Annotated in this window: 25 protein-coding genes and 2 riboswitches; of the genes, 11 read left to right on the top strand and 14 right to left on the bottom strand. The window is 71.3% G+C overall.

The genetic code is table 11. From position 1 onward, the window contains the following. Nucleotides 1–229: 229 nt before the first annotated feature. The 8 genes from HW577_RS06405 to HW577_RS06370 all read right to left on the bottom strand — a co-directional run bounded on the left by HW577_RS06405 (nucleotide 230) and on the right by HW577_RS06370 (nucleotide 8,125). Nucleotides 230–1,306, bottom strand: coding sequence for a TRAP transporter substrate-binding protein (locus HW577_RS06405; protein WP_198375303.1), 1,077 nt, complete (start codon nucleotides 1,304–1,306; stop codon nucleotides 230–232). 90 nt (nucleotides 1,307–1,396) lie between these two features. Continuing rightward, nucleotides 1,397–1,723 carry a cupin domain-containing protein gene (locus tag HW577_RS06400; RefSeq protein ID WP_198375302.1) on the bottom strand — a complete coding sequence of 109 codons (327 nt, stop codon included), beginning with the start codon at nucleotides 1,721–1,723 and terminating at the stop codon, nucleotides 1,397–1,399. Between the two features lie 41 nt (nucleotides 1,724–1,764). Then, the gene (locus HW577_RS06395) at nucleotides 1,765–2,325 is read right to left on the bottom strand and encodes an NUDIX hydrolase (protein WP_198375301.1); all 561 of its coding nucleotides are present in this window, start codon (nucleotides 2,323–2,325) and stop codon (nucleotides 1,765–1,767) included. Further along, a complete protein-coding gene (gcvP, locus tag HW577_RS06390; RefSeq protein WP_198375300.1) occupies nucleotides 2,322–5,222 on the bottom strand; it encodes an aminomethyl-transferring glycine dehydrogenase in 2,901 nt (966 codons plus the stop codon). The genes HW577_RS06395 and gcvP overlap by 4 nt, the downstream gene beginning before the upstream one ends. Further along, on the bottom strand, nucleotides 5,219–5,596 hold the full coding sequence (gcvH, locus tag HW577_RS06385; RefSeq protein ID WP_198375299.1) for a glycine cleavage system protein GcvH: 378 nt from the start codon (nucleotides 5,594–5,596) through the stop codon (nucleotides 5,219–5,221). Before gcvH ends, gcvP begins: the two co-directional genes overlap by 4 nt. A gap of 11 nt (nucleotides 5,597–5,607) precedes the next feature. After that, the gene (gene gcvT / locus HW577_RS06380) at nucleotides 5,608–6,720 is read right to left on the bottom strand and encodes a glycine cleavage system aminomethyltransferase GcvT (RefSeq protein ID WP_198375298.1); all 1,113 of its coding nucleotides are present in this window, start codon (nucleotides 6,718–6,720) and stop codon (nucleotides 5,608–5,610) included. 48 nt (nucleotides 6,721–6,768) lie between these two features. Continuing rightward, a riboswitch (glycine riboswitch) is annotated at nucleotides 6,769–6,861 on the bottom strand. 3 nt (nucleotides 6,862–6,864) lie between these two features. After that, a riboswitch (glycine riboswitch) is annotated at nucleotides 6,865–6,954 on the bottom strand. A gap of 50 nt (nucleotides 6,955–7,004) precedes the next feature. Beyond that, nucleotides 7,005–7,574 (bottom strand): histidine phosphatase family protein, encoded by a 570-nt coding sequence (locus tag HW577_RS06375; RefSeq protein ID WP_198375297.1) that lies wholly within the window; start codon nucleotides 7,572–7,574, stop codon nucleotides 7,005–7,007. 20 nt (nucleotides 7,575–7,594) lie between these two features. After that, entirely contained in the window at nucleotides 7,595–8,125 is a 531-nt protein-coding gene (locus HW577_RS06370) for a hypothetical protein (RefSeq protein ID WP_198375296.1), read from the bottom strand. Nucleotides 8,126–8,227: 102 nt separating this feature from the next. Between HW577_RS06370 and ispH the strand changes: the two genes are divergently transcribed. From ispH to HW577_RS06325, 9 genes are all read left to right on the top strand, one after another. Then, nucleotides 8,228–9,184, top strand: coding sequence for a 4-hydroxy-3-methylbut-2-enyl diphosphate reductase (ispH, locus tag HW577_RS06365; RefSeq protein WP_198375305.1), 957 nt, complete (start codon nucleotides 8,228–8,230; stop codon nucleotides 9,182–9,184). Beyond that, complete coding sequence (locus tag HW577_RS06360; RefSeq protein ID WP_198375295.1) at nucleotides 9,184–10,155, top strand: homoserine kinase; 972 nt, start codon at nucleotides 9,184–9,186, stop codon at nucleotides 10,153–10,155. The genes ispH and HW577_RS06360 overlap by 1 nt, the downstream gene beginning before the upstream one ends. A gap of 121 nt (nucleotides 10,156–10,276) precedes the next feature. Beyond that, on the top strand, nucleotides 10,277–10,726 hold the full coding sequence (rnhA, locus tag HW577_RS06355) for a ribonuclease HI (RefSeq protein ID WP_198375294.1): 450 nt from the start codon (nucleotides 10,277–10,279) through the stop codon (nucleotides 10,724–10,726). Between the two features lie 51 nt (nucleotides 10,727–10,777). Beyond that, on the top strand, nucleotides 10,778–11,662 hold the full coding sequence (locus HW577_RS06350) for a sulfurtransferase (protein ID WP_198375293.1): 885 nt from the start codon (nucleotides 10,778–10,780) through the stop codon (nucleotides 11,660–11,662). A gap of 96 nt (nucleotides 11,663–11,758) precedes the next feature. Next, the gene (locus HW577_RS06345) at nucleotides 11,759–12,538 is read left to right on the top strand and encodes an FCD domain-containing protein (protein ID WP_332837485.1); all 780 of its coding nucleotides are present in this window, start codon (nucleotides 11,759–11,761) and stop codon (nucleotides 12,536–12,538) included. Further along, the gene (locus tag HW577_RS06340) at nucleotides 12,456–13,442 is read left to right on the top strand and encodes a Bug family tripartite tricarboxylate transporter substrate binding protein (protein ID WP_198375291.1); all 987 of its coding nucleotides are present in this window, start codon (nucleotides 12,456–12,458) and stop codon (nucleotides 13,440–13,442) included. The genes HW577_RS06345 and HW577_RS06340 overlap by 83 nt, the downstream gene beginning before the upstream one ends. Beyond that, nucleotides 13,442–13,909 carry a tripartite tricarboxylate transporter TctB family protein gene (locus HW577_RS06335; protein ID WP_198375290.1) on the top strand — a complete coding sequence of 156 codons (468 nt, stop codon included), beginning with the start codon at nucleotides 13,442–13,444 and terminating at the stop codon, nucleotides 13,907–13,909. The genes HW577_RS06340 and HW577_RS06335 overlap by 1 nt, the downstream gene beginning before the upstream one ends. A gap of 3 nt (nucleotides 13,910–13,912) precedes the next feature. Then, a complete protein-coding gene (locus HW577_RS06330; RefSeq protein ID WP_198375289.1) occupies nucleotides 13,913–15,406 on the top strand; it encodes a tripartite tricarboxylate transporter permease in 1,494 nt (497 codons plus the stop codon). Beyond that, nucleotides 15,403–16,620 carry an MFS transporter gene (locus HW577_RS06325; RefSeq protein ID WP_198375288.1) on the top strand — a complete coding sequence of 406 codons (1,218 nt, stop codon included), beginning with the start codon at nucleotides 15,403–15,405 and terminating at the stop codon, nucleotides 16,618–16,620. Before HW577_RS06330 ends, HW577_RS06325 begins: the two co-directional genes overlap by 4 nt. On the opposite strand, the gene HW577_RS06320 is transcribed toward HW577_RS06325, so the two are convergent. The 6 genes from HW577_RS06320 to HW577_RS06295 are packed head-to-tail and all read right to left on the bottom strand — an operon-like array spanning nucleotide 16,607 to nucleotide 22,141. Next, nucleotides 16,607–17,551, bottom strand: a complete 945-nt coding sequence (locus tag HW577_RS06320; protein ID WP_198375287.1) for a Bug family tripartite tricarboxylate transporter substrate binding protein — start codon at nucleotides 17,549–17,551, stop codon at nucleotides 16,607–16,609. The genes HW577_RS06325 and HW577_RS06320 overlap by 14 nt on opposite strands. Before the next feature lies 1 nt (nucleotide 17,552). Then, on the bottom strand, nucleotides 17,553–18,419 hold the full coding sequence (locus HW577_RS06315; protein ID WP_198375286.1) for an MBL fold metallo-hydrolase: 867 nt from the start codon (nucleotides 18,417–18,419) through the stop codon (nucleotides 17,553–17,555). After that, complete coding sequence (locus HW577_RS06310) at nucleotides 18,416–19,180, bottom strand: MBL fold metallo-hydrolase (protein ID WP_198375285.1); 765 nt, start codon at nucleotides 19,178–19,180, stop codon at nucleotides 18,416–18,418. Before HW577_RS06310 ends, HW577_RS06315 begins: the two co-directional genes overlap by 4 nt. A 54-nt stretch (nucleotides 19,181–19,234) precedes the next feature. Beyond that, nucleotides 19,235–20,248: a cytochrome d ubiquinol oxidase subunit II gene (locus HW577_RS06305; RefSeq protein ID WP_198375284.1), complete on the bottom strand. Its 1,014-nt coding sequence runs from the start codon at nucleotides 20,246–20,248 to the stop codon at nucleotides 19,235–19,237. Continuing rightward, nucleotides 20,245–21,573, bottom strand: a complete 1,329-nt coding sequence (locus HW577_RS06300) for a cytochrome ubiquinol oxidase subunit I (protein WP_198375283.1) — start codon at nucleotides 21,571–21,573, stop codon at nucleotides 20,245–20,247. Before HW577_RS06300 ends, HW577_RS06305 begins: the two co-directional genes overlap by 4 nt. A 4-nt stretch (nucleotides 21,574–21,577) precedes the next feature. Further along, entirely contained in the window at nucleotides 21,578–22,141 is a 564-nt protein-coding gene (locus HW577_RS06295) for a GbsR/MarR family transcriptional regulator (protein WP_198375282.1), read from the bottom strand. A gap of 143 nt (nucleotides 22,142–22,284) precedes the next feature. On the opposite strand from HW577_RS06295, the gene HW577_RS06290 reads away from it, so the two are divergent. Together HW577_RS06290 and HW577_RS06285 are read left to right on the top strand one after the other, a co-directional pair. Next, nucleotides 22,285–23,253, top strand: a complete 969-nt coding sequence (locus HW577_RS06290) for a Bug family tripartite tricarboxylate transporter substrate binding protein (RefSeq protein WP_198375281.1) — start codon at nucleotides 22,285–22,287, stop codon at nucleotides 23,251–23,253. A gap of 85 nt (nucleotides 23,254–23,338) precedes the next feature. Beyond that, nucleotides 23,339–24,007 (top strand): vWA domain-containing protein (locus HW577_RS06285; RefSeq protein ID WP_198375280.1); only part of this gene is annotated, 669 nt, incomplete at its 3' end.

Here is a 24,007-nt window from a genome sequence, read left to right as displayed (position 1 = left end):
ACCCAGGCGCGGCTGGTGTTCGGCCGTGTGCTCTTCCGACCTAGGCGGATCGCGCCCGGCATGGTGGCGGCGAGCGCGGCGCCGAAGCCCCGCACCCGTCCATGGCCGAGCCCGGCGATCATGCAGCCGAGGCTGTCGGCCAGCATCAGCCGCGCACGGCCTGCCGCGCCGCTGCCGGGCGGCGGGCCGTGCCAGGCGAAGGCGATCGCTGCCGCGGGGTCGAAGGCGCTCAGCGCTGCTGCAGCCCGGCCATGGAGTTGGCGAAGCTGTCCTCCACGATCCGGAACCAGGTCTGCTGGTCCTGGCGGAAGCGGTCCCACTGTTCGTGGATCGCCTTGAAGCGGGCGTTGCGCGCGCCGAGCTCGCCCCACAATTCCTGCGAGGCGCGGAAGCAGGCCTGGATCACGTCCCGCGGGAAGGGGCGCAACTGCGTCCCCGCCGCGATCAGGCGGCGGATCGCCGGCGGGTTCAGCGCGTCGTAGCGGCCGGTCATGAAGACGTAGCCCTCGTGGCAGGCCGCTTCCAGCGCCGCCTTGAACTGCGGGCTCAGCCCTTCCCAGGCGCGCTGGTTGACCATCATGGCGATGGACGGGCCAGGCTCCCACCAGCCGGGGTAGTAGTAGTATTGTGCGACGCGGTGGAAGCCGAGCTTCTCGTCGTCATAGGGCCCGACCCATTCGGCGCCGTCGATCACGTTGCGCTCGAGCGCCGGATAGATGTCCGGCCCCGCCAGCTGCTGCGCGACGGCGCCGAGCTTCTGCAGCACGTCGCCCGCATAGCCGGCGATGCGGAATTTCAGGCCGCGCAGGTCGTCCACGCTGCGGATTTCGCGGCGGAACCAGCCGCCCATCTGCGCGCCGGTGTTGCCGGCCATGATCGCGTGTACGCCCTGGTCGCGGAAGACCGGGGCCATCGCCTCCGCCCCGCCGCCATTGTGCCACCAGGCATATTGCTGGCGGGCGTTGAGCCCGAAGGGCAGGCAGGAGCCGAACGCCAGTGCGGGATCCTTGCCCGTGTAGTAGTAGGGCGCGGTGTAGCCGATCTCGACCGAGCCCTGGCCGACGGCGTCCAGCACCTGCAGCGCGGGCACCACTTCCCCCGGCGCGAAGGGGGTGATCTGGAAGGCGCCGTCGGTGATCTCGCCCACGCGCCGGCAGATGAATTCCTGCGTGCCGTAGAGCGTGTCGAGCGACTTCGGGAAGCTGCCGGGGCACCGCCAGCGGATGCGTGGCGCGGTCTGCGCGAGGGCGGGGCTGGCGAGGGTCGCGGCGGCGGCGCTCCCCGCGACGAAGAAGCGGCGATCCATGCTTTTCTGTTCCTCCCAAGGCGGTTGCAGGCCCGGTGCCGGGAGCATGGCCGCCGCCCGCGGTGCGCGCAATGCACGCGCGGCGACGCGTCAGCCCTCTCCGCCCTCGGGCCCGTAGAAGATCACCCAGACGGCAAGATCGGGGGTGAAGTCCTCGAAGCGATGCTCGGCGCCGGCCGGCACCCACAGCATGTCAGCCGGACCGAAGGGCGCGCACGTGCCGGCGCAGAAGAAGGTGCCGCGACCGCTGACGACGACATAGGCCTCGTCGCGCCCGTGCGGCGCCTGCGGGTCGGTGCCCCGCGGCGCGTACCAGCGCGCCTCGAAGCTGCCGTGGGCGAAGATGCGGGCGGAGGCGCGGCCGGGCTCGTTCGGCGTGGCGGCGGCCTCGACGGCGGGCAGGACGAAGCGGGGCATGGCGCCGATGCTGCGCGCGCCGGCGCGCGCGGGCAATGGGGTCAGAAGCCGATGCGCCCCGCGGCGGCGAGCGCGAGCAGCAGGGAGGCGACATGCGTCGATTGCTGCACCGCGCCTTCCCGGATCAGGCGCAGGACATCAACCACGGGGATGAGCTCGACCGCGATCTCCTCCCCATTGTCGAAGGACTGCACGCCGACCGGCGTCGCGCCGAGCGCGAGCACGGTATGCACCCGGTTGGTGTGCGTCGCGGGGTTGGGGCGCAGGCTGACCACATGGCGGAAGTCCCGCGCGCCGTGGCCGGTTTCCTCGAGGAATTCACGCCGCCCGGCGGCGATCGGGTCGGCATCCGCCGTGTCCATTACGCCGCCGGGCAGTTCCAGGTGAACCTCCCCGGCCGCGTGGCGGTACTGGCGGTTCATCACCAGCCGGTCATCGTCGGTGAGTGCGACCACATGCACCCAGTCGGCGTATTCCAGCACGTAGAAGGGATCGACCACGTCGCCCGAGGAGGCGACGCAGGAATCCGCCCTGACGCGGATCCAGCGATCCGCAAGCACGATGCGGCTCGCCGTCACGCGCCAGGGCTTCAGGTCCGTCATTCGGCCGCGATCTGCTGTTGCTGGGCGTAGGCTTCGAGCGGCGCGCAGGAGCAGACGAGGTTGCGGTCGCCATAGACGTTGTCGACGCGCTTGACCGGCGGCCAGTACTTCCGCGCCTTCACGAAGGGCAGCGGGAAGGCCGCTTCCTCCCGCGAATAGGGGTGCGTCCAGGCCTCCGCCGCGATCTCGGCCGCAGTGTGCGGCGCGTTCTTCAGCGGGTTGTCGGCCTTGTCCATGCGGCCCTGCTCGACCGCGCGGATCTCGGCGCGGATCGCGACCATGGCGTCGACGAAGCGGTCGAGTTCCGACTTGGGCTCGCTTTCGGTCGGTTCGACCATCAGCGTGCCGGCGACCGGCCAGGACATGGTGGGTGCGTGGAAGCCGTAGTCCTGCAGGCGCTTGGCGATGTCCTCGACCAGCACGCCGCCGCCCTGCTGGAAGCCGCGGCAATCCAGGATGCATTCATGCGCGACCATGCCGTTCATGCCGCGATAGAGCACCGGGAAATGCGCTTCCAGCCGCTTGGCCAGGTAGTTGGCCGACAGGATCGCGACCTGCGTCGCGCGCGTCAGCCCTTCCGCGCCCATCATGCGGATATAGGCGTAGGAGATCGGCAGGATCGACGCCGAGCCCCAGGGCGCGGCACTGACAACGATGTCCTGCGCGCCGCCGCAATCGACCAGCGGATGGCCCGGCAGGAAGGGCGCGAGGTCGGCCGTCACGCCGATCGGCCCAACGCCCGGGCCGCCGCCGCCATGCGGGATGCAGAAGGTCTTGTGCAGGTTCAGGTGGCACACATCCGCGCCGATGCTGGCCGGGCTGGTCAGCCCCACCTGCGCGTTCATGTTCGCGCCATCCATGTAGACCTTGCCGCCCTTCTCGTGGATCAGGGCGCAGATCTCGCGGATCGAAGCCTCGAACACGCCATGCGTGGACGGATAGGTGACCATCAGCGCCGCGAGGTTCGCCGCGTGCTGTTCCGCCTTCGCCTTGAGGTCATCGACATCGACATTGCCGTCGCGGTCGCAGCCGACGACGACGACCTTCATCCCCGCCATCACCGCCGAGGCCGGGTTGGTGCCATGCGCGCTGGACGGGATCAGGCAGATGTCGCGATGGGTGTCGCCGCGACTCAGATGCCAGCCGCGGATCGCGAGCAGCCCGGCATATTCGCCCTGGCTGCCGGCATTGGGCTGCAGCGAGACGGCGGCGAAGCCCGTGATGCGGCAGAGCCAGTCGGCCAGCCGGTCGATCATCACGCGGTAGCCCTGCGCCTGGTCGACCGGCGCGAAGGGATGGATCGCGCCGAAGCCCGGCAACGTGACGGGGATCATCTCCGCCGTCGCGTTGAGCTTCATGGTGCAGGATCCGAGCGGGATCATGCTCCGGTTCAGCGCGACATCCTTGTCCTCGAGCGACTTCAGGTAGCGCAGCATCCCGTGCTCGGAATGGTGCGTGTTGAAGACGGTCGCCGTACAGAAGGCGGTGCTGCGCGCGAGCGGAGCGGGAACGCCGCCATGAACCGTATCGAGCGTCGCGGCCGCGCCACCCGCTTCCGCAAGCGCCGCGGCGAGGGCGGCGAGATCGTCCCGCGTTACGGTTTCATCGAGCGCGATGCCGACCACGCCGCCGCCATGGGGGGCGAGGTTGAAGCCGCGCTTCAGCGCCGCGGCCATCAGCGCGTCGGCCTTCGCACCGGCCTCGATCGCGACCGTGTCGAAGAAGGCGTCGTGGCGGACGGCGAAGCCCGCTTGCCGGGCCGCACCCGCGACGGCGCGCGCCATCAGGTGCACGCGCCGCGCGATGCGGCGCAGCCCTTCCGGCCCGTGCCACACCGCGTACATCCCCGCCATGACGGCGAGCAGCACCTGCGCGGTGCAGATGTTCGACGTCGCCTTCTCGCGGCGTATGTGCTGCTCGCGCGTCTGCAGCGCGAGGCGCATCGCCGGCGCGCCGGCCGCATCGACGGAGACGCCGACCAGCCGCCCCGGCATCAGCCGCTTATGCGCGTCCTTCACCGCCATGTAGGCGGCATGCGGCCCGCCATAGCCCATCGGCACGCCGAAGCGCTGGGTCGAGCCCACCACCACATCCGCGCCCATCTCCCCCGGCGGCTTCAGCAGGCAGAGGCTGAGCGGGTCGGCGGCGACGATGGCGAGCCCGCCGCCCGCCTGCACCGCGGCGATCTCGGCCGTCAGGTCGCGCGCCTGCCCGGTCGTGCCGGGATATTGCAGCACCAGGGCGAAGGGCTTCGCTTCGCTCAAGGCGGCGACGATCCCGGCCACCGCCACGAAGCGCACCTCGATGCCGAGCGGCGCGGCGCGCGTCTGCAGCACGGCCTTGGACTGCGGATGCAGGTCGTCGGCCGCGATCAGCAGGTGCGACTTCTCCCGCGTCGCGGCGTGAGCGAGGTGCATCGCCTCGGCGATCGCGGTGCCTTCGTCCAGCAGCGAGGCATTGGCCACCGGCAGGCCAGCGAGGTCGCAGACCATGGTCTGGAAGTTCACCAAAGCCTCGAGCCGCCCCTGCGCGATTTCCGCCTGGTACGGCGTATAGGCCGTGTACCAGCCGGGATTCTCCAGCACGTTGCGCAGGATGACCGGCGGGGTGTGCGTGCCGTGGTAGCCGAGCCCGATGAGCGACTTCACATGCGCGGCGTTCTGCGCGGCGAGGCCGCGCAGTTCCGCCAGCACCTCCTGCTCCGTCGCCGCCGGCGGCAGGGCGGACAGGTCCATCCCCAGGATCGCCGCGGGCACGGTCCTCGCGCTGAGGTCCTCGAGGCTCGCCGCGCCCACCACGCGCAGCATCTCGGCGATCTCGGCCTCGGAGGGCGCGATGTGGCGCGGGGCGAAGGCGTCCACCGCCTCCAGCGCGCGGATCTCCTCCAGCGCGCTCATGCCAGCGTGTCCACGAAGGCGGCGTAGGCGGCTTCGTCCATCAGCGCCGCGACCTCGGCCGCGTCGGCGGGCTCGATGCGGAAGAACCAGCCATCGGTCGTCGGCGCGGCGTTGATCGCGCCGGGATTGTCGGCGAGCGCGCCGTTCACCTCGACGATCTTGCCCGCGATCGGGGCATAGACGTCGGAGGCCGCCTTCACGCTTTCCACCACCGCGCAGGCCTCCCCCGCCGCGACGACGCGGCCCGGTTCGGGCAGGTCGACGAACACGACGTCACCCAGCGCGTTCTGCGCATGGTCGGTGATGCCGACCGTGGCGATGCCGCCCTCGAGCCGCACCCATTCATGGTCTTTCGTGAACTTCGTCTCGGACATGGGAAGGCTCCTCAGCGGGCGTAGCGGTGGGGAACGAAGGGCATCGGCGCGACGCGGGCGGGAATCGCCTTGCCGCGCACCATCAGATCGAGGGCGGTGCCGTCGGCGGCGAGCCCGCCCGCGACATAGCCCATGGCCATGGGGCCGTTCAGCGAGGGACCGAAGCCGCCGGAGGTGATCTCCCCGATCGGCGCGGCACCGCCCGCTTCATGGATGGGCGTGTGGCCGCGCGCGGGCTGGCGTCCTTCGGGACGGATGCCCACGCGCAGGCGCTTCGCCCCGTTGGCGAGTTCCTCCCGCACGCGCTCGGCACCCGGGAAATTCCACTCGGTGCGGCGGCGCTTGCCGATGGTCCAGGTCAGCGCGGCCTCGACCGCGCTCGTCGTCTCGTCGATGTCGTTGCCGTACAGGCAGAGGCCGGCTTCGAGCCGGAGCGAATCGCGCGCCCCGAGCCCCGCCGGCCGCACGCCCGGCAGCGCCAGCAGCGCCTTGGCGAAGGCCACGGCGCGCTCGGCCGGCACCGAGACCTCGACCCCGTCCTCCCCCGTGTAGCCGGACCGGGAGACGAGCACCTTCGCACCCGCGATCTCGAAGGATCCCACGCCCATGAAGGAGAGGTCCGCGATGCCGGGCGCCAGCGTCGCGATGGCCGCGACCGCGCCCGGCCCCTGCAGCGCGATCAGCGCCCGGTCCGGCAGCGGGCGCAGCGTGACGCCGGCCGGCAGCAGCGACTCGATGCGCGGCAGGTCGAGGTGCTTGCGGCTGGCGTTCACCACCAGGAACAGTCGGTCGCCGAGATTCGCGACCATGAAGTCGTCGAGGATGCCGCCATCATCGGTCGTCAGCAGCCCGTAGCGCTGGCGGCCGGGCTTCAGCCCCTGCACATCGGCCGGTGTCGCGCGTTCCAGCGCGGCCGCGGCCCCTTCGCCCACCAGTTCCGCCTGGCCCATGTGGGAGACGTCGAACAGCGCGGCGGCGGCGCGGCAGTGCAGATGCTCGGCCATGATCCCGGCCGGGTACTGCACGGGCATGGCATAGCCCGCGAAGGGCACCATGCGCCCGCCAAGGTCGCGGTGCAGCGCCGCAAGCGGCGTTTCGAGGAGCGGTTCGTTCGAATCGGCCACGGGGCCTCCCGCCGCGATGCGGCGATCGGGGTTTCAGTCCGTGGCCCCCCTCTGTCCGATGACCTGAGAGATTCGGCGCCGGTGTTGACCGTGCCTTACTCCGTCGGTGCCGAAGCCTTGCGGCCGCGGGCTTTCCAGAGGCCCCTTCCCCGCGCGGCCCTTTTGCCTGAGCGTTTCCGGGGGCCGGTTGCGCCTTCGGCGGGGGCTCTCGCCCCTCTCTCCCGCGCGGGATCTGCGGGGTGCGTCTCTGTGGCAGATCGCGCGGCCGCGCGCAACGCGCAGCATCACGCGATCGGGCGCCAGCGCTCCGTCACGCGCAGCGGATCGAGGGCGAAGCGCCAGGTGCAGCCCGCTGCCGGAACGTCATGCTCGCGGGAGATCGGAAGGCCCGCCAGCGCGGCCATCAGCAAAGTCCCCGTGCCGCCATGCCCGACCAGCGCGATGCCGCCCTGCCCGTGCCCGGCCAGGATCTCCCGCGCCGCGGCAAGGATGCGCGCCTGCGCATCCACCGCCCTCTCCCAGCCCGCGACGCTCTCCGCGGGGCGGGCGAAGAAGGCATCGGCATGCTGCTCGAACGCCTCGCGCGGCAGGTAGCCGGTGCTGGAGCGGTCCATCTCGGCCAGGCCCGGATGCACCCACACCGGCAGGCCGAAGCGGGCGGCGAGGATGCCGGCAGCCTCGATCGCCTTGGTCTCGTCGCTCGCCCAGACGGCGGCGAGGCCGCCGAGTTCCGGATCGGCCGCAAGGCGCCGCATCCGCGCGACGCCTGCCTCGGTCAGATGCCAGCGTGGCACCGGCACGGCGGGGTCGATCACCACCTCCGGATGCGAGACGAACAGCCCGAAGCGCCGCATGGCCGCGGGGAAAGCCGGCTTCAGCGCGGCCCGCGGCGGCGGTTCAGCGCCAGTTCCTCCGGCGTCAGCTGGAAGGACAGGCGGACATTGTGGTTCTCCACCAGCCTTTCCTCGGCCGGGAAGGTCAGCGTGACGGCGGCGCTCTGCACGCGCTGGCGGTTCACATTCGTGTCGAAGGTGACCCTTGCGACGAAGTCCTGGCGGTCGATCACCTGCGTGTCCTCCGCATCCGTCACCGCGATGAAGAAGGGCAGGTTCGCGACATTGCCGGTCGCGGCCGGGCCGCGTTCCACGTCGAAGACCGCGCTCAGCGTCACGGCGACGCCTTCGCGCCGGCGCGTGTAGTCGCAGCGCGCATTGAAGCCGACCAGCCGCGCATCGGCCGTCATGGCCGCCAGATCCTGCCCCGCGCCAGGGCGGAACCGCGTCAGGTCCGCCCCATCCGCCAGGATGGAAATGCGCGGGCAGGGCGCGGGCGGGTTGCTGGACGCCGTCGTGCCGCCGCCACATCCCGCGAGCGCCAGCGCCCCCGCCCAACCGATCGCCGCCATCGCCCGCATCATCCGCCCTCCCGGCCCCCTTTGACCCGTGCCGCCCCATCTATAGTGTGCGGCCCGCCCCGGACAGGGCCAACCCGCGCCGTGAGCGAGACCATGACCGCCGAGAAGCCCCGCCTCCACGTCCTGCTCGCCGGCCCGCGCGGTTTCTGCGCCGGCGTCGACCGCGCCATCAAGATCGTCGAACAGGCGCTCGCACGCCATGGCGCGCCCGTCTACGTGCGGCATGAGATCGTCCACAATCGTTTCGTCGTCGAAGGGCTGGAACGCCAGGGTGCCGTCTTCGTCGAGGAACTGGACGAGATTCCGGACGACGGCCAGCCCGTCGTCTTCTCCGCCCATGGCGTGCCGAAATCCGTTCCCTCCGAGGCGGCACGGCGGGAGATGTACTTCCTCGACGCCACCTGCCCGCTCGTCAGCAAGGTGCATCGCGAAGCCGAACGCCACCACGCCAAGGGCCGCCACCTGTTGCTGATCGGCCATGAGGGCCACCCCGAGGTCGTCGGCACCATGGGCCAGCTGCCTGAGGGCGCGATGACGCTGGTCGAGGATGCCGAGGCCGCGCGCACCCTCGTGCCGCCGGCGGGCGCGGCGCTGGCCTACACCACGCAGACCACGCTGTCCGTCGACGACACGGCCGAGATCGTCGCCATCCTCCGCGACCGTTTCCCCGAGATCGAGGGCCCGGCGAAGGAGGACATCTGCTACGCCACCACGAACCGCCAGGCGGCGATCAAGGCGGTCGCGGCGCGCAGCGAGCTCGTCATCGTGGTGGGTGCGCCGAATTCGTCGAACTCCGTCCGGCTGCGCGAAGTGGCCGAGCGGTCCGGCGCGCCGCGCGCCGTCATGGTCCAGCGCGGCGCCGACCTCGACCCGGCCATCGCCGATGGCTGCGCGACAGTGGGCATCACCGCCGGCGCCTCCGCGCCCGAACTGCTGGTGCAGGAAGTGGTCGACCGGCTGCGCGAGCGCTTCGCCGTCACGACCGAGGAAGTGACCGTGGCCGTCGAGGACATCATCTTCCGCGTGCCCCGCATGCGCGCCGTCGCCTGATGGCGGTCTACACGGAAGTCTCGGACGAGGCGCTGCGCGCCTTCCTGGCCGACTATGCGCTCGGCGAGTTGCTCGCCTTCCGCGGCATCGCCGAGGGGGTCGAGAATTCCAACTACGCGCTGAAGACCGCCGCGGGCGACTTCATCCTCACGCTGTACGAGAAGCGCGTCGATCCGGCAGAACTGCCCTATTTCCTCGGGCTGATGGAACATCTGGCGGCCAACGGCCTCGCCTGCCCGACGCCGGTGCATGGGCGCGACGGCGCGGCGCTTCGTAGCCTCGCCGGGCGCCCGGCAGCGATCGTCACCTTCCTGCCCGGCGTCTGGCCGCGCCGCGTGCGGCCCGAACATTGCGCGCCGCTCGGCCGCGCGCTCGCCGCCATGCATCGCGCGGGCGAGGGCTTCGCCATGGATCGGCCGAACGCGCTCGGCCCCGCCGGATGGGCGCCGCTGCTCGATGGCTGCCGCACGCGCGGCGACGAGGTCCAGGCGGGGCTGGTCGCGGAACTGGACGCCGCACATGCCGCGATCCTCTCATCCTGGCCCGCGGCGGGCGCGCTGCCGCGCGGACAGATCCACGCGGACCTGTTCCCCGACAACGTCTTCTTCCTGCCGGACGCCGACGGCAAGCCGCGCGTCTCGGGGCTGATCGACTTCTACTTCGCCTGCACGGACCTCTACGCCTACGACGTCGCCGTCTGCCTCAACGCCTGGTGCTTCGAGCCGGACTACGCCTTCAACGTGACCAAGGCGCGCGCGCTGCTGAACGCCTATGAGCAGGTGCGGCCGATGACGCCGGCGGAACGCGACGCGCTGCCGGTGCTGTGCCGTGGTGCGGCGCTGCGCTTCCTGCTGACGCGGCTCTATGACTGGACGCACACGCCGGATGGGGCGCTCGTCACGCGCAAGGATCCGCTCGAGTATCTGCGCAAGCTGCGGTTCTTCTCGCAGGGTCAGGGGTTTGCGCTGTGAGAGCCATGAGTGATGCGGGGGAGGAGAACCTCCCCCGCGCCCCCTCCCTTCTTTGTCTGCTGGGGACTGATGGCGGAGGTCCGGGAAGGATAAGGGGGGACGTTTCCTTCTCGGTGACTGCATGACCGACCCGCGCCCCCTGGTGGAAATCTGGACCGATGGCGGCTGCAAGCCGAACCCGGGCCCGGGCGGCTGGGCCGCCATCCTCCGCTTCGGCGAGCACGAACGCGAACTGACGGGCGGCGAGCCCGAGACGACGAACAACCGCATGGAACTCACCGCCGCGATCATGGCGCTGGAAGCGCTGAAGAAGCCCTGCCAGGTCGCGCTGCACACCGACAGCGAATACGTCCGCAACGGCATCAGCCGCTGGATCCATGGCTGGGTGCGCAGCAACTGGCGCAACGCGGCGAAGGAGCCGGTGAAGAACCTCGATCTGTGGCAGCGGCTGCTTGCCGCGGCGAAGCCGCACGACATCGAGTGGAAATGGGTCCGCGGCCATGCGGGGGACCCGATGAACGAAAGGGCGGACGCGCTGGCGACGGCGGCACGGGACCAGGCGGCGGGGTAGCGCCCTGCCCCGCCCTGCGCCACGCTGCGGCGAAGCACAGGAGGAACGCCGGTGACCGAAGCCGCCCGCTACGCCGACCCCGAGGCGATCGTCTCGACCGAATGGCTCGCCGTGAACCTGCGCGACCCGGCGCTGCGCGTCTTCGACTGCACGACCTACCTGCACTACGAGACCGGCACGGGCCGTCCGTACGCCGTCGGCAGCGGGCGACCGGACTACGAGGCGGCGCACATACCGGGCTCCGCCTTCCTCGATCTGCAGGGCGAGTTGTCCGACACGGCGAGCCCCTTCAACTTCACCATGCCGGCGCCGGAGGACCTCGCGCGCCGCGTCGCCGCCAAGGGCATCGGGGACGGCACGCGCGTCGTGCTCTATGCGCGGAAGAACATGCAGTGGGCGACGCGCGTGTGGTGGATGCTGCGCGCGATCGGCTTCGACGGCGCGGCGATCCTCGATGGCGGCTTCGACAAATGGGTCGCGGAAGGCCGCGCCACCGAAGCCGGCGAGCATCGTTATCCGCCCGCCAGCCTTGCGGCGCGGCCGCGCCCGGGCCTCTTCGTCGGCAAGGCGGAGGTGAAGGCCGCGATCGGCGACGGCGCGACCTGCACGATCAATGCCCTCGCCCCGGACCTGCACAGCGGGGAAAATCCACGCTACGGCCGCCCGGGCCGCGTGCCGGGCAGCGTGAACGTGCCGGTCGCGGCGCTGGTCGACCCGGCGAGCATGACCTTCCGCGGGCCGGAGGAGGTCGCCGCGCGCTTCGCCGCGGTCGGCGCGGATCGCGGCAAGCGCATCATCCTCTATTGCGGTGGCGGCATCGCGGCGACGCTCGACGCCTTCCTGCTGCACCAGCTCGGCCACCGGGACATCGCGGTCTACGACGCCTCGATGAGCGAATGGGCGAAGGACGAGGCGCTGCCGATCGAGCGCGACTGACCCCGGCCGCCAACTGTTGACAGACGACAGCGTTCCGCCTCTCCTCCCGCCATGGAGGAAACGGGGACAGGACGCGCCACGCGCGCGCATGCCGGCGTGCCGAGCGCGCTCGAGATCGTCCGCACCCGCTCCCTCGCCTCCCTCGTCGCGCAGGAAATCGAGACGCTGATCCTGACCGGCGCGCTCGCTGCCGGCGAAAGGCTGAACGAGCAGGCGCTGGCCACGCGCCTCGGCGTCTCCCGCGGGCCGGTGCGGGAGGCGGTGCGCGGGCTCGAACGGTCCGGCCTCGTCGTCGGCGTGCGCAACCAGGGCAGCTACGTCCGCCAGGTGAGCGCCGAGGAGGCGCTCGAGATCTACGATATCCGTGCGGCCATCACCGGGCTCGCCTGCGCGCGGCTCGCCGAGGCCGCGACGCGCGCGCAGGTCGCCGCGCTGCGTGCGCTGGTGAAGCGCATGGAGGACGCGCGGCGCGCGGATGATGCACCCGCCTACTACGCCGCGAACCTCGATTTCCACGCGGCACTCCTCGCCCATGGCGGCGGACCTCGCGCGCGCCGGCTGTACGAGGAACTCGGCAACGAGCTGCACCTGTTCCGCCGCCGCGCCCTCGTCCAGCCCGAGAACATGCGGCGGAGCAATGCCGAACACGCCGCCATCCTGCGCGCCATCGCGGCAGGCGACGCCGCGGCCGCGCGCGCGGCGGGAGAAGCGCACATCGCCGGCGGCAAGCGCCGCTTCCAGGCCACCGACACCGGGACACCGCGCCAAGCCGCGCGGAAGGGAGGAGAAGACCATGACACGGACCATAGAAGCCCGCCGCCGCAGCCTGCTCGCGGGGGGCGCGGCGCTCGGCGCGGCGCTGCTGGGCCCGCGTAGCGCGCGCGCGCAGGACGCCTTCCCCTCCCGCACCATCGAGGTGGTGACGCATGCGGGCGTCGGCGGCGGCACGGACATCACCGCGCGCATGATGATGGTGCAGGCGCCGGGCGTCTTCCGCCAGGAATTCACCGTGGTGAACCGCACCGCGGGCAGCGGCGCGCAGGCGCTGCAATACCTCGCCAGCAAGCCGGCGGACGGGCACACCATCATCCTGGTGACGCAGACGCATCTGCTGACGCAGCTGCGCAACCCGAACCTGCCGCAATTCGCCGACCTGATCCCGGTAGCGCGCGCGACGGCCGACCCGCAGCTCGTCCTCGTGCGCCGCGACAGCCCCTTCCGCACGCCGGCGGACCTCGTCAACGCGGGCAAGGAACGCTCGCTGCGCTTCGGCGGCACGCATGTGGGCGGCGTCGACCATGTCACGATCTTCGCCTTCGGCCGCGCCGCCGGCATCCAGCGCCCGACGCTGGTGCCCTTCCGCGGCGGCGGGGAAATCGTGATCAACCTCGTCGGCGGCAACATCGACACCGCCGTGGTGAACCCCGGGGAGGCCGAGGCGCAGCTCCGCGCAGGCGAGCTGCGGCCGCTGATCTCGCTGGCCGACACGCGGCTTGCCGCCTTCCGCGACGTGCCCACGGCGAAGGAACTCGGCATCGACGTGACGGGCTACACGCTGCGCGGCTTCTGCGTGCTGAAGGGCACGCCGGAGGATCGCGTCACACGGCTCGAGCGCGGGCTGATCGAGGCAATGTCGGGCCCGATCTACAAGAGCTACCTGGAGAACACCGGCCAGGCGCCGGACAGCGTCGCGGGGCGCGAAGCCTGGGGTGCGCAGCTCGCGCAGTTCAACCGCGACGGGCGGGAAGCGCTGCAGGCGCTGGGCCTGCTGCGCGGCTGATGCGGGAAGCGCGCAACCCGAACCCGGCGATCGCGGCCTCCATCGCCGCGGTCGCCGCGATCGCCTTCGCCGGGACCTTCTGGTTCGACCCGGTGCCGCCGGGGCTGCCGGGCCTCGGGGCGGCCGACTTCCCGCGCCTGATCTGCCTGGTGCTGTTCGGGCTTGCCGCGCTGCTCGCGCTCACGCAGGGCCAGGCGCCGTCGGAGGATGACGCGCCGCGGCTCGATGGCGGCGCCTGGGCGGTCTTCGGCGCCTGCGCGCTGTTCGTGCCGGCGCTCGAGATCCTCGGCATCTGGGGCGCGATCCCGCTGTACCTGGTGATCGTCGGGCGCATCTGGGGCGGCGTCTCGGTGGTGACGCTCGGGCTGAACGCGGCGGGGCTGACGCTCGCGCTGTGGCTGGTGTTCTCGAAGATCTTCCGCCTGACGCTGCCCACGGGCTGGCTCGGCGCGGCGCTGGGGGGCTGAGGGATGGAAGCCTTCCTGGGCGGGCTCGCCATCCTGATCGATCCCTATGTGATGCTGATGGTGCTGCTCGGCACCGTGCTCGGCATCTTCGTCGGTGCGCTGCCGGGCATCAGCGGATCGACCACCATCGCGCTGCTCCTGCCCATGACGATCGCCATGGGGCCGATCCCGGCGATCTGCTTCCTCGGCGCGATCTACTGCGCGGCCAATTTCGGCGGCTCGATCACCGCCATCATGGTGAACGCGCCCGGCGATCCATCGGCCAGCGCGACCGCGCTCGAAGGCTACAAGATGGCGGAGAAGGGACAGGCCGGCCTCGCGCTCGGCATGTCGGCCATCTCCTCGGCGATCGGCGGCATCTTCTCCATCGTGGTGCTGATCTTCGCCGCGCCCCTGCTCGCGCGCGCGGCCTATTCCTTCGGGCCGCCGGAATACTTCGCCCTCGCGCTGTTCGGGCTTTCCATGTGCGCGGCGATCGGCGGGGACAGCGCGGTCAAGAACCTGATCGCGGCGGCGCTCGGCCTGCTGATCGCGACGGTGGGGATGGACCTGACCACCGGGATCGAGCGCTTCGCCTTCGGCATCTACGAACTCTCGGACGGCATCGGCTTCGTGCCCGTGCTGATCGGCCTGTTCGCGGTGGGCGAGATGCTGGACCAGGCGGTGCGGCGGCTGGGCAAGGCGGAGATCATCCACCTCGATGCCGCGCGCGTGCCCGGCTGGGCGGAGTTCCGCAAGTGCAACCGCTCGATCTGGATCGGCAGCGGCATCGGCACCTTCATCGGCGCGCTGCCCGCCCTCGGCGCCACCACCGCCGCACTCATCGGCTACAACGAGACGCGCCGCTGGTCGAAGCACAAGCATGAATTCGGCAAGGGCAGCATCGAGGGCGTGGCCGGGCCGGAAGCGGCGAACAACGCCGCGGTGGGCGGGTCGATGGTGCCGACGCTCGCCCTCGGCATCCCGGGAAGTGCGACGACGGCGATCATCCTGGCCGCGCTGATCGTGCAGGGCGTGCGCCCGGGGCCGCACCTGTTCAACGAACAGCCGACGCTGCTGTATGCCGTCTTCGCCTCGATGCTCGCCGCGAACCTCTTCTACCTCGTCATGGGACTGTCCATGGCGAAGCTCTTCGCGCGCATCTCCCTCATCCCGCCAGCGATCCTCTGGCCGGCGGTCTTCGTGCTGTCCATCATCGGCGCCTATGGGCCGAACCAGTCGATGGGCGACGTCTACGTGATGCTTGCGGCGGGCGTGGTGGGCTTCCTGTTCCGGCGTACGGGCTTCTCCCCCGCACCGCTGATCATGGGCCTGGTGCTGGGCGGGATGGTGGAGGAGACGCTGAAGCAGTCGCTCATCATCTTCGGCGACGACGTGACGGGGTTTCTCGGCCGGCCCATCGCGCTGGTGCTCTTCGTGGTGACGCTGGCCGGGCTGCTCTGGCCCGCCGTGGCTCGGCTGCTGCGCGTGGCGCGCGCGCGCTCGGCCAGCGCGTGAGCCACTCCAGCGTCGAGACGCGCCAATCCTGGGTCATCGCGATCACCGCGGTGACGATGCTATCGCTCGCCGCCGGCGCGCCGCTGACGGTCGTGGTCGGCCTAGTGCCGATCAGCGAGACGCTCGGCGGCGGGCGCTCCCTGCCATCCCTCGCCTCCTCGCTCGCCTATCTCGGCTCGGGGGTTGGCGGCGTGATGTGCGGGCTGCTCATGGCGCGCTTCGGGCAGCGCGCGGTCGCCATGCTGGGCGGGGGCGCGATCCTCGCGGGCCTCGCGCTGGCGGCCCTCGGGCAGGGCTGGTCGCTGCTCGCGGGCATCGGGCTCGGCGTCGGTGTCTTCGGCAATGGCGCGCTGTTCGCGCCGATGGTCGCCTATGTCTCGCTCTGGTTCGACCGGCGGCGCGGCACGGCCTTGGCACTCGTCTCCTCGGGCCAGTACATCGCGGGCTTCGTCTGGCCCTTCACCTTCGAACGCGCCATCGCCGCCTTCGGCTGGCAGGCGACGATGCTGGCCTATGGCGCCCTGGCGTCGGTGGTCATCGTGACGCTCGCGGCGCTCGTCATCGTGCCGCCGCCGGTCGCACCCGCCGGCGCGCCCGTCGTGCGGCGGCGGGCGGATGGCAAGGTGCTCGGCATGGCGCCCAACACGGCGCTGGCGCTGATCGCCGCGGCGTCCTTCCTGTGCTGCATCCCGATGGCGATGCCGGCGGCGCATCTCGTCGCCTTCTGCGGCGACCTCGGCATCGCAGCCTCACGCGGGGCGATGATGCTCTCGGTGCTGTTGCTCTCGGCCTTCGTGGCGCGGCAGTTCTGGGGCTGGCTGTCGGACCGGATCGGCGGGCTGAACACGGTGCTGGCCGGATCGCTCGCGCAGATCGCGGGCATGCTCGGCTTCCTCGCCACGCAGGACGAGGCCGGGCTGTTCTTCGTCTCCGCCGCCTATGGCCTCGGCTTCAGCGGCATCATCCCGTCCTACGTGATGACGGTGCGGGCGCATTTCCCGGCTGAGGAAGCGGCCTGGCGCGTCCCCGCGCTGCTCTTCGTCAGTCTCTCGGGCATGGCGGCGGGCGCCTGGCTCGCCGGGGCGATCTACGACGCCGTCGGATTCTACGCCGCCGCCTGGTGGGTGGGGATCGGGGCGAACATCGTCCAGCTCGCCCTGCTCGGCTTCCTCATCACCCGCCAGCGCGCCGAGGCGCGCGTCAGTCCGCCTTGATGTTCGCCTCCCGCACGATCGCGGCCCAGCGCGGCAGTTCGGAGGCGACAAGCCCGGTGTAGTCGGCCGGGGTCATGCGGTTTGGCGTGGTGCCGAAGTCGGCCAGGCGCTGCGCCATGGCGGGCGTGGCCAGCGCGGCGACGAGCGCGGCGTTGATGCGGGCCGCCACCGCCGCGTCCATCCCGGCTGGGCCGGACAGGCCGAACCAGTTGTTCGCCTCCAGCGTCGGGAAGCCGAGTTCCTTGAAGGTCGGCACGTCCGGCCAACGCGTCGCGCGCTCCGCGCTCGTGATGGCGAGCAGGCGCAGCCGCTCGTTCCGCCCGATATCGGCCACGGCCGCGATCACGCCTTCCGTCTGCCCGCCGATCACGTCCGTCACCGCCGGCGCCGCGCCGCGATAGGGCACATGCGTGAGTTCGACGCGCGCGGCGCGGGCGAGCATCTCGGTCTTGGCATGCCCCGTCGTGCCGTTGCCGGAGGAGCCGACGCGCACCGAGCCCGGGGCCGCGCGCGCCGCATCCAGGAACTGCGCGAGTGTCGCGAAGCGCCCCGCGGCCGAGACGCCGAGCGCGCTCGGCACCGCCGCGATCAGCCCGATATGCGTGAAGTCGCGCAGCGGGTCGTAGGGCATGGCGCGGTTCACCGCCGCCCCCACGCCGTGGGAGGCGATGTTGGAGATGACGAGTGCCGTGCCGTCCGGCGGCGACTTCGCCACCGCATCCGACCCGATCATGCCGCCCGCGCCGGGGCGGTTCTCCACCACGACCGTCTGGCCGAGGCGGGATTCGAGCTCGGGTGCGACGAGCCGTCCGAGCAGATCCACCGTCCCACCCGGCGGGAAGGGCACGACCAGGCGGATCGGCCGCGGCTGCGCATGCGCGGGGATGGCGGGGGTGGCGAGGGTCGCGGCAAGCAGCGAGCGGCGGCGCATCTCAGGCGGTCTCCTTGGCGAACAGGGGAAAGGTCCAGGCGGGCTTGGGGCGCGCGGCAAGCATCGCGATCGCCTCCTTCATGCGCGCCAGCGCCTCGGCCACCGCATCCGCGCCCTCGATGACGCAGCCATGGCAGGGGCAGAGGCGCTCGATCCGATGCGTGGCGAAGATCGCGTCGAGGTCGGCAAGGACGGGCGCGGGATCGATGCCGATGATCCAGTCGAATTTTGCCGAGAGCATGTGCGCGATCTCCGCGGCGTCGATCGGCGCCTCGCCCGGCGCGCGGACCAGCGCTGCGTCCGGCGTGTCCCGCGTCAGGAAGCCGAAGGAATCGCTCGTGAACAGCGTGCCGGTCGCATGCTCGAGGAACCAGTTGGTGGCGAGCAGGCGCAGCTGCACGCGCAGGGGTTCGAGCCGCAGGCGGCCGACCTCCAGCACCTGGCCGACCTCGATGCGGATGGCGCGGACGGGTGCGAGCGCCTCGATGCGCGCATGGGCCTCGTCGCCTTCCAGCACGTCGGTCATCTCGACCGGGTTGAGCACGCCGACATAGGGGACGTCCGCGATGCCGAAGCGGCGGACCAGCGCGGCGAGGTTCGCCATGCAATCCTGTTCCCGCCGCGTGTTCACCATGCGCCGGCGCGTCGCACCCTCCACGGTGCGCGCGAACGCGGCCTCGATCTCGGGCCAATGCACGGGCAGCCCGGTATCGACCACCATCCAATCGGCACCGTCGCGCAGCGCATAGGCGGTGACCGGCAGCCAGCCCGGCAGGCCGGGCGGGATCCAGGAGACGGGCCGCGCATCGGCGCGCAGCCAGCCGGATGCGCCGTACAGCGTGCCAGGGATGATCTCGGCGAGGCTCATGCCGCCTTCGCCAGCCCCGCCTTGAACAGCGGCATCAGCTCGAAGGGCTGGTCCACCACCGCGCCATGCGCGCTGCACAGCAGGCGCGGGCGCAGGCGGGCCAGCAGCGCGTCCATCACCGCGAAGCTTTCCGTGCTGTCGGTGAAGCGCGGCCAGTGCAGCGCCTTGGAATTGAAGTCCTGCATCAGCGGCACGTCTGGGGGCGCGATCTCGCTGGTGAAGTGGTCGCTCTGGCCGGGCGTGTGCGGGTGGAAGCAGGCGCAGGCGTCGGAGAGGAACAGGATGCGGTCCTTCGGATCCCAGCCCCAGAGGCTGTCCGGCAGATCCCGCCACAGCGCCGGGAGGAAGGTGAAGTCCCTGTCGCCGAGGTCGATCGCATCCCCCGGCGCCACCTGCCGGAAGCGGTGCGCGAGGTGGGGGAGGTAGAGGTGCCAGTCCCGCATGTCGCCGACCGCCACCGCGTCCGGCCATTTGCGCAGCCAGCGTTCGAGCAGGCCGGCATGCGGCAACTCGCCATGGGTGGGGAAGATGAAGTCGAGCGGACGGTCGCCGAGGAAGGCCACGATGTCGCGCTCGACCTGCGCCGCATGCATCGGGTGACCGGTGTCGATCAGGATGGAGGCGCGCGACCCCTTCAGCAGGAAGCAGGAATAATGCGCGAGGAACCCGGGGACGGATGCGGCGATGCAGCCCCCCGTCCACAGGCAGTCCGGCGTGATGCGGCGCGGCAGCGCGCCGGTGCGGCCCCAGTCTGGCGTCATGCGGTGCGCGCCCCCCGTCGCGCGCGCCGCCAGGATGCCGCAGAATCGCGCGCCCTAGTAGTAGGTCAGGTCGCGCGCCTTGCCGCCGAAGATGCGCCACGCCAGGAAGGTGTAGGCGAGGATCACCGGCAGAACGAAGATCGCCCCGGCCAGGATGAGCGTCAGGCTCTCCGGCGCGCTCGCCGCCTGCCAGATGGTCAGCCTTTCCGGCACCACATAGGGGAAGAACGACCAGGCGAGCCCCGCGAAGAACAGCGCGAACAGCGCCACCGCGCCCCAGAAGGGCACGCGCCGCAGCGCATCGCCGGGCAGCGGCATGTGGCGGAGCAGGCTGCCGAGGCCCAGCAGCAGCGCGGCCGTCGCGATCGGCAGGGGGGCCAGCGCCAGCACTTCGGGGAAGGCGAACCAGCGGTCGAAGATGCGGCTGCTGACCAGCGGCGTGACGGCCGAGACGAGCAGGATGCCGATGCCCATCGGCCAGATCGCCAGCCGCGCCCAGCCGATCGCCGCGCGCTGCAGGTCGCCCTCGGTGCGCCAGATCAGCCAGGCCGCGCCGATGAAGGCATAGGCGATGGCGAGCCCGACCGCGGCCATCGCCGCGAAGCCCGCCGCCGCCCAGCCATCGGCGAAGCCCAGCACGTAGCGCCCGAGCATCCAGCCCTGCGACAGCGCCGAGATCAGCGACCCCGCGACGAAGGCATGGTCCCAGCGGCGCTTCTGCTTCAGATCCGCCGCCTTGGCGCGGAATTCGAAGGCGACGCCGCGCAGCGTCAGCCCCGCGAGCATCACCGCGACCGGCAGATAGAGCTCCGTCAGGATGATGCCGTGCGCCGAGGGGAAGGCCACCAGCAGCAGGCCGACGCCGAGCACGAGCCAGGTCTCGTTCGCGTCCCAGAAGGGCCCGATCGCCGCGATCATCCTGTCGCGGTCGGCTTCCGCCGCGACGCGCGGCAGCAGGATGCCGACGCCGAGGTCGAAGCCGTCGAGCACGACATACAGCAGGATCGACAGAGCCATCAGCCCGGCGAAGATCACCGGCAGCCAGTCGGCCGGCAGGAAGGGCGTCATGCCGGCAGGCCCTTGGGCAGCGGATCGGCGGCACCCGACGCCTTGGCCGCGAGCCGGTAGATCGTGCCGACATAGGCGGCGAGCAGCAGCACGTAGAGGATCAGGTACATCGCCAGCGTCGCGCCGATGCTCGCCGCCGGCACCGGCCCGGCCGCCTGCGCCGTGGTCAGCACGCCATGCACGAGCCAGGGCTGGCGGCCGATCTCGGTGACGTACCAGCCGGCCAGCGTCGCGACCCAGCCGGAGAAGGTCATCCCCACCAGGCCCCACATCAGCAGCCGCGGCAGCGTCCCGCGCCGCCAGAGCCAGAACGCAGAGAGCAGGCCGACCCCGATCATCAGCATCCCCGTGCCCACCATGACGCGGAAGGCGTAGAAGACGGGGGCGACGGGCGGATGCGCGCCGCGGAACTGGTTCAGCCCGGGGACCTCGCCGTCGAAGCGGTGGGTCAGGACAAGGCTCGCGCCGTAGGGGATCGCGATCTCGAAGCGGTTCTCCCGCGCCTGCTCGTCCGGGATGGCGAACAGCACCAGCGGCACGCCGCCGCGCGTCTCCCAATTGCCTTCCATCGCCGCGACCTTGGCCGGCTGGTGCTCGAGCGTGTTCAGCCCGTGCATGTCGCCCAGCAGCAGCTGCGTGGGCGCGCCCACCGCGGCCATCACCACGCCGGTGCGCAACACCGCCATCACGGACGGCGCGCGGTCCCCGCGCAGCCAGCGCCAGGCGGACATCCCCGCCAGCAGGAAGGCGACCGTGAGTACCGAGGCCATCAGCATGTGCGACAGGCGATAAGGCATGGACGGGTTGAACACGATCGCCCACCAGTCGGTCGCGTGCGCCACGCCGTCGCGCAGCTCGAAGCCCTGCGGCGTGTGCATCCAGGAATTCAGCACGAGGATCCAGAAGGCGCTCATCGTCGTGCCGAAGGCCACCAGGAAGGTCGCCCCCGTATGCACCCAGCCGGGCACGCGGCGGAAGCCGAACAGCATGATGCCGAGGAAGGTCGCTTCCAGGAAGAAGGCGGTCAGCACCTCATAGGCCAGCAGCGGCCCGGCGATGTTGCCCACGCGCTCCATGAAGCCTGGCCAGTTCGTGCCGAACTGGAAGGACATGGTGATGCCCGACACGACCCCGAGCGCGAAGGACAGGGCGAAGACCTTCACCCAGAAGCGGTAGGCGTCCATCCACTTGTCGTCGCCGGTCGCGTTGAAGCGCAGCTTGAAGAACAGCAGCACCCAGCCGAGCGCGATGGTGATGGTCGGGAACAGGATGTGGAAGGAGATGTTCGCCGCGAACTGGATGCGGGCGAGGATCAGCGCGTCCATCGGCTCAGACCTCCTTCCGGCCACGCACGAAGTCGACGACGCGGTCCTTCGCGTCGAGCAGCCGCGTCACCTTCGACCCCAGTTCGAGAAGGGCGGCGAGGCGCTCGGTCTCGAGCCGCTTCACCTCCTCGTACCAATTCGTCAGCCGCTCGATCAGCCCGTGCATCTCGGCCATGCGGGCCTGCGCGTGGCGCTCCGGCTCGCTGCCCGGCGTCTGCATGAGCAATTCGCGGAGAACGGACAGCGTCGGGTCCACCTCCCGCTTCTTCCGCTCCTCCGCCAGCACGCGCAGGATCTGCCAGACATCCTCGGGCGTGGTGAAGTGGTCGCGCCGGTCGTCCGGGATGTGGCGCGGCAGCACCAGGTTCCAGGCCTGCAGCTCGCGCAGCCCCATGGAGACGTTGGAGCGCGAGACGCCCAGCGCCTCGACGATGTCGTCGGCGCAGAGCGGCCGCGGCGAGACGTACAGCAGCGCGTAGATCTGCCCCACCGTGCGGTTGATGCCCCAGCGGGACCCCATCTCCCCGAAGTGAAGGACGAAGGCCTGGACCAGCGGTGGGAGGTTCATCGAATTCCGGCTTTTCAGAACTTCCTGAAATCTACGAACGACATTGATCCAGATCAAGCCCCCCGAAACGCTGGAACGGACCTTGCGTGCCCCCCGCCGTGTCGCGCCATGCTGGCGCCCGACGAACCCTGCCGGAGACTGCCATGATCCGCCGCCGCGCTCTGCCCGCCCTTGCCGGCCTCGCCCTCGCCACCCCCGCCCTCGCCCAGGCGCCCTGGCCCAACCGGCCGATCCGGCTCGTCGTGCCCTACCCGCCCGGCGGCGCCTCCGACATCGCCGGGCGGCTGCAGGCGGAGGTGCTGCAGGCCGCGCTCGGCGTGCCCTGCGTGGTGGACAACCGGTCGGGGGCGGGCGGCACGGTGGGCACGCTGCACGTCGCGCAGTCAGCGCCCGATGGCTACACGGTGATGATGGCGAGCCCGTCGAGCCATCTCGGCGCGCCGCTGCTGTTCCGCAACGCCGGCTATGACGGCGTGGACGACTTCACCGCCGTCGCGACCTTCGCCACCGGCACGGCGGTGGTCTGCGTCCATCCCGGCGTGCCGGCGCGCAGCATCCCGGAACTCGTCGCGCATCTGAAGGCGAATCCGGGCAAGCTGAACTACGGCTCGGCCGGCGCGGGCGGTGCGAACCACATGCTCGGCGTGCTGTTCATGCTGCGCACGGGCACCGACATGGCGCATGTGCCCTATCGCGGCGCCGCGCCGGCGCTCGCGGACCTCATCGCGGGCAACATCCAGGTGGTGTTCGACAGCTATTCGGGCGTGATCGGCTCGATCCGCGCGGGCCAGATCCGCGCGCTCGGTATCACCAACGCCACGCGCTGGCCGCTCGCGCCCGAGATGCCGACGGTGCAGGAACAGGGCGTGCCCGACTACGACCTGCCCTCCTTCTCCGCCGTGATGGGGCCGAAGGGCATGCCCGAGCCGATCGTGCGCAGGATGAACGAGGCCATCAACAACGGCCTGCGCGATCCCGGGCTGCTGCGGCGTCTGGAAGCCAACGGCAACGTGCCCTATCCGAACACGCCCGAGGAGTTCGCGCGCATCATGCGCACGCAGCGCGAGACCTGGCGCGAACTGGTGCGCGTCTCGGGCGTCGAGCCGCAGTAGCGCAGCTCACTTCACGGCGCGGCGAGCCCTGGTGCAGGATGGCGTCGCGTCCGCGCGACGCGACAATACCCTGCCGGAGAACGCCTTGCGCCTGCCTCGATCGCTGCTGCCCGCGCTGCTGCTCGCCGCCGTCGCCGCCACGCCCGCGCGGGCGCAGGGGCCGGCGGAGACCATCGTCGTCCTCGACATGTCCGGGTCCATGTGGGGCCGGATCGGGGAGGAGACGAAGCTCGAGATCGCGCGCGCCGCGGTGCGGGGCATGTTCTCCCGCTTCCCCGCCGGCAGCCGCGTCGGGCTGATGGCGTATGGCCACCGCCGCGCCGGCGATTGCCGCGACATCCAGATGCTGCTGGCCCCCGGCGCGGCGAACGAGGCCTCGGTGGGCGAGACGCTCGGCCGCCTCGTCGCGCGCGGCCGCACGCCGCTCACCGAAAGCGTACGGGAAGCCGCGCGCACGCTGCGCGTGGCCGAACGCGGCGGCACCATCATCCTGGTCACCGACGGGATCGAGACCTGCGGCGGCGATCCCTGCGCGCTCGCGGCGGAACTCGAAGCGGCCAATGCCGGCTTCACCGCCCATGTCGTCGGCTTCGACCTGCGCAGCCCGCAGGAACGCGCGCGCGTCGCCTGCATCGCGGAACGCACCGGCGGCATGTTCGTCGCCGCCGACGACGCGGCGAGCCTCGCCGATGCGCTCGGCCGCGCGGCCGAAGCCCGCCCCGCCCCGCCGCCCGCCCCCGTGGTCGGAAGAGCG

Origin of the sequence: Neoroseomonas rubea (assembly GCF_016106015.1) — a bacterium.
GTDB lineage: Bacteria > Pseudomonadota > Alphaproteobacteria > Acetobacterales > Acetobacteraceae > Neoroseomonas > Neoroseomonas rubea.
The sequence above is the reverse complement of the archived record's forward strand: the minus strand, read 5'-3'. Positions and strand labels throughout refer to the sequence as shown.

What these genes read in the sequence shown, in the direction of transcription:
- HW577_RS06405 (WP_198375303.1), bottom strand. Translation starts at nt 1,306, where the DNA reads ATGGATCGCCGCTTCTTCGTCGCGGGGAGCGCCGCCGCCGCGACCCTC.
- HW577_RS06400 (WP_198375302.1), bottom strand. Translation starts at nt 1,723, where the DNA reads ATGCCCCGCTTCGTCCTGCCCGCCGTCGAGGCCGCCGCCACGCCGAAC.
- HW577_RS06395 (WP_198375301.1), bottom strand. Translation starts at nt 2,325, where the DNA reads ATGACGGACCTGAAGCCCTGGCGCGTGACGGCGAGCCGCATCGTGCTT.
- gcvP (WP_198375300.1), bottom strand. Translation starts at nt 5,222, where the DNA reads ATGAGCGCGCTGGAGGAGATCCGCGCGCTGGAGGCGGTGGACGCCTTC.
- gcvH (WP_198375299.1), bottom strand. Translation starts at nt 5,596, where the DNA reads ATGTCCGAGACGAAGTTCACGAAAGACCATGAATGGGTGCGGCTCGAG.
- HW577_RS06375 (WP_198375297.1), bottom strand. Translation starts at nt 7,574, where the DNA reads ATGCGGCGCTTCGGGCTGTTCGTCTCGCATCCGGAGGTGGTGATCGAC.
- HW577_RS06370 (WP_198375296.1), bottom strand. Translation starts at nt 8,125, where the DNA reads ATGGCGGCGATCGGTTGGGCGGGGGCGCTGGCGCTCGCGGGATGTGGC.
- ispH (WP_198375305.1), top strand. Translation starts at nt 8,228, where the DNA reads ATGACCGCCGAGAAGCCCCGCCTCCACGTCCTGCTCGCCGGCCCGCGC.
- HW577_RS06360 (WP_198375295.1), top strand. Translation starts at nt 9,184, where the DNA reads ATGGCGGTCTACACGGAAGTCTCGGACGAGGCGCTGCGCGCCTTCCTG.
- rnhA (WP_198375294.1), top strand. Translation starts at nt 10,277, where the DNA reads ATGACCGACCCGCGCCCCCTGGTGGAAATCTGGACCGATGGCGGCTGC.
- HW577_RS06340 (WP_198375291.1), top strand. Translation starts at nt 12,456, where the DNA reads ATGACACGGACCATAGAAGCCCGCCGCCGCAGCCTGCTCGCGGGGGGC.
- HW577_RS06335 (WP_198375290.1), top strand. Translation starts at nt 13,442, where the DNA reads ATGCGGGAAGCGCGCAACCCGAACCCGGCGATCGCGGCCTCCATCGCC.
- HW577_RS06330 (WP_198375289.1), top strand. Translation starts at nt 13,913, where the DNA reads ATGGAAGCCTTCCTGGGCGGGCTCGCCATCCTGATCGATCCCTATGTG.
- HW577_RS06320 (WP_198375287.1), bottom strand. Translation starts at nt 17,551, where the DNA reads ATGCGCCGCCGCTCGCTGCTTGCCGCGACCCTCGCCACCCCCGCCATC.
- HW577_RS06315 (WP_198375286.1), bottom strand. Translation starts at nt 18,419, where the DNA reads ATGAGCCTCGCCGAGATCATCCCTGGCACGCTGTACGGCGCATCCGGC.
- HW577_RS06310 (WP_198375285.1), bottom strand. Translation starts at nt 19,180, where the DNA reads ATGACGCCAGACTGGGGCCGCACCGGCGCGCTGCCGCGCCGCATCACG.
- HW577_RS06305 (WP_198375284.1), bottom strand. Translation starts at nt 20,248, where the DNA reads ATGACGCCCTTCCTGCCGGCCGACTGGCTGCCGGTGATCTTCGCCGGG.
- HW577_RS06300 (WP_198375283.1), bottom strand. Translation starts at nt 21,573, where the DNA reads ATGGACGCGCTGATCCTCGCCCGCATCCAGTTCGCGGCGAACATCTCC.
- HW577_RS06295 (WP_198375282.1), bottom strand. Translation starts at nt 22,141, where the DNA reads ATGAACCTCCCACCGCTGGTCCAGGCCTTCGTCCTTCACTTCGGGGAG.
- HW577_RS06290 (WP_198375281.1), top strand. Translation starts at nt 22,285, where the DNA reads ATGATCCGCCGCCGCGCTCTGCCCGCCCTTGCCGGCCTCGCCCTCGCC.